The organism is Klebsiella sp. BIGb0407, assembly GCF_024807845.1.
In the GTDB taxonomy this organism is placed as follows: Bacteria; Pseudomonadota; Gammaproteobacteria; order Enterobacterales; family Enterobacteriaceae; genus JGM124.
In genome coordinates, this window is sequence record NZ_JANUEQ010000009.1 from 62,270 (window position 1) to 73,202 (window position 10,933).

At 47.9% G+C, this 10,933-nt stretch carries 6 protein-coding genes and 1 pseudogene; 5 read left to right on the top strand and 2 right to left on the bottom strand.

Annotation, left to right across the window (positions count from 1 at the left end; translation table 11 throughout):
• A complete protein-coding gene (locus tag M2387_RS21650; RefSeq protein WP_259052555.1) occupies positions 1–2,085 on the top strand; it encodes a metallophosphoesterase family protein in 2,085 nt (694 codons plus the stop codon).
• A gap of 53 nt (positions 2,086–2,138) precedes the next feature.
• Here the strand turns inward: M2387_RS21650 and M2387_RS21655 are convergent, their stop codons facing one another.
• Positions 2,139–2,927, bottom strand: a complete 789-nt coding sequence (locus M2387_RS21655; protein WP_259052558.1) for a bestrophin-like domain — start codon at positions 2,925–2,927, stop codon at positions 2,139–2,141.
• 461 nt (positions 2,928–3,388) lie between these two features.
• On the opposite strand from M2387_RS21655, the gene M2387_RS21660 reads away from it, so the two are divergent.
• The 4 genes and pseudogenes from M2387_RS21660 to M2387_RS21675 all read left to right on the top strand — a co-directional run bounded on the left by M2387_RS21660 (position 3,389) and on the right by M2387_RS21675 (position 8,243).
• Entirely contained in the window at positions 3,389–4,156 is a 768-nt protein-coding gene (locus tag M2387_RS21660; RefSeq protein ID WP_259052560.1) for an IclR family transcriptional regulator, read from the top strand.
• A 228-nt stretch (positions 4,157–4,384) separates the two neighbouring features.
• The gene (locus M2387_RS21665; RefSeq protein WP_259052562.1) at positions 4,385–5,284 is read left to right on the top strand and encodes a dihydrodipicolinate synthase family protein; all 900 of its coding nucleotides are present in this window, start codon (positions 4,385–4,387) and stop codon (positions 5,282–5,284) included.
• Between the two features lie 18 nt (positions 5,285–5,302).
• Positions 5,303–6,613 carry an MFS transporter gene (locus M2387_RS21670; RefSeq protein WP_259052564.1) on the top strand — a complete coding sequence of 437 codons (1,311 nt, stop codon included), beginning with the start codon at positions 5,303–5,305 and terminating at the stop codon, positions 6,611–6,613.
• A 34-nt stretch (positions 6,614–6,647) separates the two neighbouring features.
• Positions 6,648–8,243, top strand: a pseudogene (locus M2387_RS21675) (UxaA family hydrolase).
• A 128-nt stretch (positions 8,244–8,371) separates the two neighbouring features.
• Here the strand turns inward: M2387_RS21675 and M2387_RS21680 are convergent.
• A complete protein-coding gene (locus M2387_RS21680) occupies positions 8,372–10,750 on the bottom strand; it encodes a membrane-bound PQQ-dependent dehydrogenase, glucose/quinate/shikimate family (RefSeq protein ID WP_259052567.1) in 2,379 nt (792 codons plus the stop codon).
• Positions 10,751–10,933: the final 183 nt, after the last annotated feature.

A 10,933-nucleotide genomic window follows, 5' to 3' on the forward strand; every position in this document is an offset into this window, starting at 1 on the left:
ATGAAATATCATTTTTTATCCGGTGCGCTTCTGCTCATCGCAGGGAGCACCGCCGGGCTGGCACAAACAACGGCACCCTATCGGGTGGCGTTTATGCCCGATATTCACTTTCATGATGTTTACGGTGAATTTAAGGATGGCAGTTTTCATGGGCTTAAGAATAGTCAGAGCGGTAAACAGGCGACTATCCGCACCATGTATGCCCAGCTGACATCAACGCGGTTGTTTAATGAAAACTACTTTGCTCTGCGCGCAGCCCTGGATGATGCCGGGAGTAAAGGCATAAAAATTATTGCCCTGCCCGGTGACTTTAGTGATGACGGTCAGTCAGTTCATCTGCGTGGCCTGGTAAAAGTGCTCCATGAATATGAACAAAAATATGGCATGCGCTTTTTCGCAACGCCAGGTAATCACGATCCTAATCGGCCTTTTGATATGCCGGGCGGTAAAAGTGATTATCTGGGTGAAGATGGGAAAAATCAGGCTATTTATAGCCGGGGAATGAAAGCCTGCAAAACCTATAGCGGGGAAAGTGCCGTACTGGATACGGGTGAAGAGCTACCGGTCATTTGCAGTGAGGAGGTGGCTCACCGTGGCTATGAATACATTCTCGATTCTATGGCCGATTTTGGCCTGAACCCGCGCGAGCAGGATATCTACTGGGAAACGCCTTACAGCAACTACCCATACCCTGAATACAGCTACGACAAAGCACGAGCAGCCAGCCAGTTTGCCGAGCGCCAGTATGAAATTTGTGCTCAGGGAACCGGCGGAAGCTATCGCCAGGCGGATTATGGTCCCTGCTTTAACGTTGCCGATAGCAGCTACCTGGTCGAGCCTGTTCCCGGTTTATGGCTGATGGCGGTGGATGCAAACGTCTATTTACCCAAAGCCGATGCGGACCCCCTGCATGCAAGCGCTGCCAGTTTTTCAGGCTCCGGCGATGCCGGGTATAACAAAATGTTGACGCATAAGCAGCAAACCATCGCCTGGATGGCCTCGGTAGCGAAACGTGCGAAAGAGCAGAATAAGACCCTGCTGACCTTCAGCCATTTTCCGATGGTGGAGTTTGATAACGGTGCGGCCCCAGAGCTGGAGGCTATCTTCGGTAAAGGGAAATTCCAGCTAAAACGTGCCCCGCAGGAAGATACCTCCCACGCGCTGGCGAAAACAGGGATTGGTATCCATATCGGCGGTCATATGCATTTCAATGATACCGGAGTGCGCAAATATGATGATGGCTCTGTGCTATTCAATATTCAGGCCCCCTCAATGGCGGCCTATGTTCCCGCCTATAAAATAGTGAGCACGCAAAGCCCGGTTACCATGACTGTCGAGACCGTCGTACTCGACAAAGTGCCGCAGTTTAATGAACTCTTTGAACACTATCAGACCGAGTGGGATCACCTGCAGGCAACACATTCGCCGAAGCTGTGGAATAAGGATATTTTGCAGGCCAGTAATTACTATGAATTTACCGACTGGCATATCCGTGAACTGGCGCGTCTGCGTTTTATCCCCGACGAATGGCCTTGTGAAATCCGTCAGCAGCTGTTCAGCCTGAATGGCGCGGATATGCTGATCCTGAGTCAGCTTGATAATCAGACGCCTTATCAGGAAGTCATGAAAACACCGCTCGGGGAAGAGAATAAGATTTGTGCCAAAGGGGAAACGCCTGAACGTATCAATATCGCACAGCATTACCTGCAGAAAGATAACCAGAAATGGCTGACAGCTCGGGCAAAAGCAGAACAGCTGGTGCAAGAAGCCGGAATGCAGTTAGCGGATTTCAGTGCCTGGGATGGTTATGTGCTGGCTACCGACGTGTACCGACTACGTAATGCGGATGAACTGGCTCTGGCGGATATTTCTCCTCAGCGTTTACAGCAGTATCAATTACTGACCCGCCAGTTAGCCCAGAGCTTACCGGCAACACCTGAGAAACTATCAGCAAATGACAGTTTTGAGACCGTTTTTCGCTTACGCTTTGCGAGTCTTTTTTCAGTAATTGATAAATACTTGCAGGGAGCACCATCGAAAAACTTTACCCTCAATACTGCAACAGGTGAAATTCATTCCCTTTAACGGGGCTAAGGATGATATGGCCACTATCAGCCATATCATCCTGTCAATTCTATTTACCCGGCTTTAAATAAAAAAGATTTCAGTGAAATTAAGTCGTCCGGTGTCACATGAATAATACCTTCCCCAGGGATATCTATCTCCGCAATCATAAATAATGCCAGGGTTGTTAATGAGGGGAGAATAAATATCAGCCAGTTTTTCCCCTGGATTTTTCGCATATTGTAGCCAAGCAATACATTGGAACAGATGGCAAAAAACACTAACAGAAACCAGGCCGCATTGGGTATTTGATGTCGCCAGCTGGCCATGGTTTTTTGTTCTGAGATATACAGTTCATTAAATGCTGCCAGCACTGACGCCATCACCGGATTTGGTGCAGCTTTAGCCTCCGCAACGCCAATTCCCCAGAGTTTGGATTGCTTTTCTAAAGAAATGAGTCGCCACTGATTATTGTCATCACTGACGCCTGACTTAAAAAACTCTATGCGTGAATTTAAGTACTCACCTAATAAAATGATTGAATCTGTTCGCTGCTGTCCGTCTAATATTTGAATTCTTTGATAGGCACTGCCGATAGCCATGGCTTCATTTTCTTCAGTTTGCTGGCGATTATTATAACCACTGATTGAAATAGAAAGCACAAAACCAATTAATAAACCTAACAGGGATAAAATAGCACCTAATATAATTTTCGCGTCATCGTCACCCAGTTCATCATTAATTTTCTTACGTTTAAAAACAAATTTCCCTGTCCAGGCAAAAAAAACCGATAATCCAAATGTGATAACAAATAAAAAAATAGAATCTATCGGCGTATCGTTCAGCAATCCAGAATAATTCATATGACACCTAAATTCGGATTAACGTTATCCAGCCAAAATAATTCGCGTTACTGACAGGCATCCGATTCAGACAGACGAGGGGCACAGGCAAGCTATGTCATTCGACCATCCTTTATGGAAACACCTGAGCAACTTGAACCACCCTTCCTGACCTTGCAATCACTGCCAGCGATTGCCGCGGACAGTGATTAACACATTATGTGAGCAGGCTTAATTCTGTGCCAGATCTTTAATGCAATTTTCGCCAACTAAAGTACGGCAAGGATATTGATAACCCTCCCTCAGGATTACCGGGTAATGCACTTCAATCGATGGCTGCGGAAAGAGAGCCTGATATTGAAACAGTGAAAAAATAACGAAGCATAAAAATAGACTCTGGTTAGACTACAGATAAGTAGGGATCTGTAGTTAAATAGGGCTAGTTAAAGAGTGCTTGTCTGTGAGCTGTGATAAGGAAAAATATGAAGACACTTCATAAACCTACCGAACGCGTTTTAGTTATTCTGGAAACACTCGCCAATGTAGATGGCATGACGCTCTCTGAGTTGTCGCTCAAAACAGATATTTCCAAGGGCACCATTTTCCCTATCCTCAAATCTTTGCAATACCGAAAATATATCAGTTACGACACCCATAGCGGCATTTATACCCTTGGTATCTCATGTGCAGTTCTTGCCAGCTCAGCAGTCGAAAAAGAGTTCTGGATTAAGATGATCAATAGCGAGATGCATGCGGTCGTCAATGAGTGCAATGAAGTTTGCCAGCTTGGTATTCTGGATGATGCCTGGGTGCTCTATGTTGATAAAGTACAGGGTGACCAAACCGTTCAGCTGGTCTCTAAAATAGGCACTCGCTTGCCAGCTATCTGCTCCGCTCTGGGAAAATCGCTTCTGCACAAGCACAGCGACGAAGACATTCTCGAACTCTATCCGCAAGGATTTCCTTCCGTGACAGCACGTAGCGTCACCAATATGGTTCAGCTTCGTCAGCAGCTAACCCTGGTTGCCACCAACGGCTATTCTATGGACGATCGGGAAATTAACGATGACACCATCTGCCTGGCCGTCCCTTTGCAGCAGAAAGAGACCATTCTGGCAGCGATCAGCGTCTCACTCCCTTCTTTCCGCGCTACTGATGAAAAAATACAGCAGGTAATTGGTTCATTAAAAGACGCGAAACAGCGTATCGAAAGTGTGCTGAACAAGTTACCCGATATCCAGAACTACTGATTTATTCGAAAAAAATGCCACAGAAATTGTGATTACCCACACAATAACTATATTTAATTCCCCACTGTGGCATCCGACTTTCCTGTCTGTTTCTTAATCTATTCATTGAGTTAATCAATTACCCATACATATTTTGAGTCATTTGACTTCATCTTCATGGCGTGTTTACTTGTATTGACTTTAAAATACAAACAGCATTCGTATATACGAACAAAAGGAAGGTGAAATATGCAAAGCCGTTACATTACCCCTGCAATAACCGTTTTTGATGAACATGGCAGGCTGGATCCAGAAGGAAGCTTCCGCCTGTACGATTCCATTAAAAAAAGCGTATCGGGATTTGTCGTTATGGGTAGCACCGGTGAGTTTTTCTCGCTGGATATGAAAACATCTCGCCAGATTATTCATATGGCATCTGAATTCCCACGCGACGGAATAAAAGCCTATGCGGGTACCAGCCGTATGGATATTGATGAGTGTGTGGAGCTGGCAAACTATGCTGATGAGTGTGGTCTTGATGGTGTGATGATTATCAGTCCATGGTATTTCCGCCTGACTGATGAAGGTATTTATACTTTTTATAGCCAGATAGCCCGCCGTACCGCCGCCAAAATATTCATCTATAACTTCCCGGATCGCACCGGTTATTCCGTTTCACCCGAAGTCTGTCTGAAACTCGCCAGAGAGTTCCCGAATATTATCGGCCTGAAAGATACCATTCCGGATACCAACCATACTTCGCAGGTTATTCGCTTAGTCAAATCTGAGCTGCCGCAGTTTGAAGTTTATGCCGGGTATGACAACAACTTTGCGCACAATATCTTATCCGGAGGGAATGGCTGTATCGGTGGATTATCCAATATTTGCCCTGAAATATTCCGTGACTGGATACAGGCCTTTAGCGATAACGATCTCAGCAAAGTTTCGCTGTACCAACAAAAAGTGGATGATTTAATGGATATTTACGCCATCAATGACCCTTTTATTCCTACGTTCAAAAAAGCGTTACAGCTGCGCGGCATTATTCAGTCCGACCGCTGCACGCCACCTTTTAGCACCCTCTCAGCCTGCCAGACCGAAAGTATTCAACAGATACTTTCCCGCGCGGGTATCGAAATTAATGCCTGACCCCGATGCGGAGGTATTATGAAAACAATTACAGCTTACGATGATCCGGTCTTAAATTCCGCCATCAGTAAATCGTGGAAACGCCTGGTTCCACTGATGTTTATTTTGTACTTCATCGCCTTTATCGACAGAGTTAACGTGGGATTCGCCAAAGAAGCGATGCAGGTGGATATTGGGCTCTCTAATTCCGCCTTTGCCCTCGGGGCGGGGATCTTTTTTGCCGCCTACGCACTGTTTGGTATTCCCGCCAACCTGATCCTGAATAAGATTGGCGCACAGAAATGGCTAAGTATCACCACTGCTCTGTGGGGCGTACTCTCTGCTCTCACAGGCCTGGTCCAGACGGAAACTCAGTTTATTGTTCTGCGTTTTTTACTGGGATTAGGCGAGGCGGGTTTTTATCCCGGTATTCTGTTACTGGCCTCTATCTACTTCCCCAATAAAGTACGGGCATCCGTGGTGGGTATCTTCGTGCTTGGCGTCCCTCTGGCACTGACCTTAGGCTCCCCTCTCTCTGGCGCACTTTTGGAAATGCACGGATTTCTCGGCCAGCCGGGTTGGTTCTGGATGTTCTTTATCGAAGGGATCCCGGCAATTATTATGGGGATCTTTGCCTGGTTCTGGCTTGATGATACGCCCGCCAAAGCACGTTTCCTGACAACAGAAGAAAAAGCGGCGCTGATTGAACAGCTCCAAAAAGAGCAGCTACAGACTGAAACCAGCAGCGTCAGTACCGCTCTGAAAAGCCTTAAAGTCTGGCACCTGGCACTCATCTACGGCACCATCCAGATAAGCGTCTACGGCCTCATGTTCTTTCTGCCTTCGCAAGTGGCTTCCCTGATGGGTTCTACGCTCGGTTTTAAGGAATCGTTAGTCGCCGCCATTCCCTGGGCCTGCTCTGCTTTCGGGGTCTATTATATTCCGCGTCTGGCGGACAAAATGCCAGAGCAGCGGGTTCTGATCTCAGTCATCTGTATGCTGGCTGCGGCACTCGGTCTGTTTGTTTCTGCCTGGGCCGGCCCGGTGCTGGCGATTGCCGCTCTGTCGCTGTCAGCGATCGGCTTCCTCTCGGTACAACCTATTTTCTGGACTTTCCCGGCACAGATTGTGTCAGGTTCCGCGCTGGCCGCCAGTATCGGTTTTTGTACCACCATGGGCGCATTTTGTAGCTTTCTGGCACCCTTGATTCGTGTAGAGGTCGATGCCTTCTTCGGTAACGACTCGGCTGGTCTGGTCGCTCTTTCGCTCATTACGCTCTGCTGCGCCGCGCTTATTGCCGCACTCGCTGGCAAGAAAGAGGCAATCAGCGTCGGGGTTACCCACCACTAATGACCAGATGTGCTTATAAAAAAGGATAAATAAAATGCAGACCATCTTAAAAATTGACCCTACGGATAACTTAATCGTTGCGCTGCAAAACTTACACAAAGACCAGCGGGTTAGCTGGAACGATGAAGAGTACGTTCTGCGTAGCAATGTTAAAGCCAAACATAAGTTTACTACTCAGGATGTGAATCCCGGCGATATCGTTTCTCTGTACGGTGTACCTGTCGGGAAAGCAACGTAGCCCATCAACCGCGGCGAAGTTATCACCACCGAGAATATCAAACACTATGCAGCCCCGGTTTCTCTCGACGATATTGCGCCCTATGACTGGCAGCAGCCCGACGTCTCCGCCTGGACGTCACGAACTTTCCAGGGGATCGTTCGCGAAGATGGCCGGGTCGCCACGGCAAACTACTGGCTGGTTATTCCGTTGGTATTCTGCGAAAACCGCAACGTTCAGCGGGTCACTGATGCCCTGAACGACGCTCTCGGTTATGCCAATAATGGCCTGAAAAATTTCGCTCGCCAGATAACCTCGGCGGGAGCCTTAAACGATACGCGGCATCTGCCTTTTCCTCATCTTGACGGTATCCGTTGTATTACCGTCAATTCCGGTTGCGGCGGTGCGACCTCAGACAGCATGACCATGTGCGATGTCCTTGCCGCCTATTCCAATCACCCCAATGTACTCGGTGTCACCGTCTTTGCTCTGGGCTGTGAAAAAGCGCAAATTGTCGATTTCAAAGCCGCGCTCGCGAAGCAAAATCCTCACTTCAGCAAACCGGTTATCTACTTCAGACAGCAGGACTGGAGCAGCGAAGAAAAAATGATGCAAGATGCATTAACCCAGACCTATAACGCCATTCGCGAAGCCCCCGTGGATGAGCGGCAAGAGGTCCCGCTCTCGCACCTTAAAATAGGCGTGAAATGTGGTGCTTCGGACGGTTTTTCAGGGATCAGCGCGAACCCGGCAATGGGTGAAGTTTCAGACCGTCTTGTCACCCTGGGCGGCGCTTCCGGACTGGCAGAGTTTCCGGAACTGTGCGGCGCAGAAGGCGATATTGTCCAGCGTTGCATGAATCGCGAATTAAAAGAAAAGTTTCTGTCGTTAATGAAGAACTATGAAAATGTCGCGAACTTTTTCGGCACCACCATCGCCGATAACCCCAGCCCGGGAAATATTGCTGACGGGTTAATTACCGACGCCATTAAATCTGCCGGTGCGGCAAAAAAGGGCGGCAGAGCACCGGTTAGCGCAGTATGTGACTACGCCGAACCTATGGCTGAGAGCGGTCTTTCCCTCGTCTGTACGCCGGGTAATGATGTGGATGCGGTAACGGGACTGGTTGCGGCAGGGTGCAATATCGTTATTTTCTCAACCGGGTTAGGCACCCCGACAGGAAACCCTATCGTTCCGGTTCTCAAGGTGTCAACCAACTCTACGCTCGCAGACAAGATGCCGGATATTATCGATTATGACTGTGGGCCGATTATCGAGGGAACACCACTTTCAAAAATTGCTGATGGTCTGTTTGAGAAGGTCATCGCTACCGCCAGCGGAACATGGCGAACCAAAGCGGATACGCTTGAACAATATGATTTTATGCTGTGGAAACGCTCTCTGGAACTTTAAGTATCCAGCGATGCCTTCCCGGAAATAAAAGGGCCTGAGTCCGGTAGAGTACCGAATTCAGGCCCGAATAGTCGCCTGATAAACCGCCCGGTATTATGGGAAGTTTACAGATATCCTTTTTTCATTACTTAAGGCGCTGATTTTAATTTATAAGCGACGACGCTATCACCCTGTTTAGTCCCCAGTGACCCATGGCCACCTGCGGCAATAACGATATACTGCTGGCCATCATTTCCCATATAGGTTGAAGGTGTTGCCTGACCCCCTGCTGGCAGTTCTTTTTCCCACAGGACATCTCCTGTTGAGCTGTCATAAGCACGGATAAAGTTATCAGCAGTTGCGCCGTGGAACACTAAATCACCGCCAGTGATCAATGGCCCGCCATGAGCCACCATTCCCATAGGGAATCCTATTGGGAAACCGCCTGGAAGGAAGTTTGTTTTCAGGTTTTGCGTCGTACCAATACGCCGTAACCATTCAGTTTTACCCGTTTTTAAGTCTACGCCGACCATACGTCCCCAAGGTGGGGCAATACAAGGAATGCCCAGATTAGAGGCCAGCTGTTGGATCTGAATCGCGTAGTCACCCTGGAAGTTTTCATTCCAGTACGGCTGCCCGTCTTTGGTAAATAAGCGATCGTTTTCAGTCCCTGGGGTCCGTTTGATCAGATGATACTTATAAGCCAGACGTACAGGCGCTGCGATCAGCATCTGGCGCTCTGGATCAACGGCAACAGAACCCCAGTTGAAGACACCAATATTACCCGGGAAAATCAGCGATCCTTGTTCGGTAGCAGGAGTCCAGGGGTTACCGTCATACCGTAGCGATTTAAAATCAATACGGCAGCTCAGTTGGTCAAAGGGTGAGATCCCCCACATTGACTTCTCGGTCAGCGGTTCAGGAATAAAGTTCAGGCTCGAAACCGGTTGAGTCGGTGAGAATTTTTCACCCGGAACGCCACCTTCAGTCGAGACACTGACTTCCTGTACTGGATAAACAGGTTCACCCGTTAAACGATTAAGTACAAAAAGGTTACCTGTTTTAGTGGGTAGAATGACAACAGGTTGTTTTTTATTATCGTAGTCAATATCCAGCAAAGAAGGCTGAGAAGGGTTATCGCGATCCCAGAGATCATGATGGGAAGTCTGGTAACGCCATTTAAACGCCCCCGTATTCAGATCTAACGCCACCAGCGTATCGCGGAATTTCTCAGTATTGCTATCTGCGTCACGCCCGATACCGACTTCATCAGGGGATGCATTACCAAAGGGCACATAGACGATGCCATTTTTCATATCCGCGCTGAGTGTTCCCCAGGCTACAGGGGTATCCTGGGGATACTGTCCATCGGCAGCGATAGGGGTGGTCTTTTCAGGATTAGCCGGATCGAAGTTCCAGACTAACTTTCCATTGTGCACGTCATAGGCACGGATCACACCAGAAGGATTCCCGCTATTATAGCCATTATCCATCACCGATCCGCCGACAATCACTTTGTCTCCGGCAACCAGAGGGGCTGCGGTCTGCATCAGGGCATGTGGACGAACTTTACCCATATTATCATGCAGATCGACAATGCCATTGTTACCAAAGTCGGTGCAGAGTTTACCGGTGTCTGCATCAAGAGCAATGAGCTTCGCATCAGGAGAAGCATTAAACACGCGTTTACGACACATCGCCGGAGCAGCATCTTCTACGGCAGGGTTTTCTGACTGAACAGGCGCATCTTCATAATAGCTGACGCCGCGACAAGTCTGATGTTGTTGTAAGTAAGAACGATTTTTCTCAGGAACAAATTTCCACTTCGCTTCACCCGTTTGCGGATCCAAAGCGTGGATTTCACTGTGTGGTGTACACAAGTAAAGCATGTTATTCGCCTTCAGTGGCGTAGCTTCAAAAGTGTACTCAGAGGCATCTTTATCCTGACGTACATCACCCGTATGGTAGGTCCAGGCGACTTCCAAATCCCCAACATTTTTATTATTGATTTGATTAAGATTTGAAAAACGCTGCCCGGAATTGCTTCCACCATAGGCGACCCAATCAGTATCTGGTTTGGTGTCAGACATTTGTTCACGGAAATTAGTGATTTTCCCCGCTTGTGGTAGTGGATCGTAAAAACAGAGCCCAATCACCACGACGACCATAATAATAACGGTGCTACCAAGGAAGGGATGAAAACGGCGTTTCCCCTGATAGAGCGGCTTAACAACCCAGGGCATCGCAAGCCATAAACCGATAGCGCCAAACAGATCGCCACGCGGGATCCATTGCCACTTGTCCATACCCACTTCCCAGATAATCCATCCCAGGGTTATCCACATCAACAGGGCATATAGAGAAAGTGCACCAGGTTTACGACACAAGAGGAGTACTGCGGTAATCATTATGCCTGCTGCCATAATGACATAGAATGGACTGCCTCCCACAAGAGCAAGCTGGCCGCCCATATACAGTAGAATTAATCCTATGACGAGTAACACCGCGCCAGTTATTTTATTTACCATGTTGTTTCCTTATGACAACTATTTCTTTTCTGCTGTCTGGTAGCGTCCACCAGGGAAACTATCGCTATTCGCCGATATAAAAATGTTTCCGTGATATAGCACCAACACCACTATCCTTCTGGTCAAAATACATACCTGCGTGAAATACGCTTTTCCGGCTGCATTTGAAACACAATTGAAACT

Coding starts and splice junctions, on each gene's coding strand:
- M2387_RS21650 (WP_259052555.1), top strand. CDS start 1: ATGAAATATCATTTTTTATCCGGTGCGCTTCTGCTCATCGCAGGGAGC.
- M2387_RS21655 (WP_259052558.1), bottom strand. CDS start 2,927: ATGAATTATTCTGGATTGCTGAACGATACGCCGATAGATTCTATTTTT.
- M2387_RS21660 (WP_259052560.1), top strand. CDS start 3,389: ATGAAGACACTTCATAAACCTACCGAACGCGTTTTAGTTATTCTGGAA.
- M2387_RS21665 (WP_259052562.1), top strand. CDS start 4,385: ATGCAAAGCCGTTACATTACCCCTGCAATAACCGTTTTTGATGAACAT.
- M2387_RS21670 (WP_259052564.1), top strand. CDS start 5,303: ATGAAAACAATTACAGCTTACGATGATCCGGTCTTAAATTCCGCCATC.
- M2387_RS21680 (WP_259052567.1), bottom strand. CDS start 10,750: ATGGTAAATAAAATAACTGGCGCGGTGTTACTCGTCATAGGATTAATT.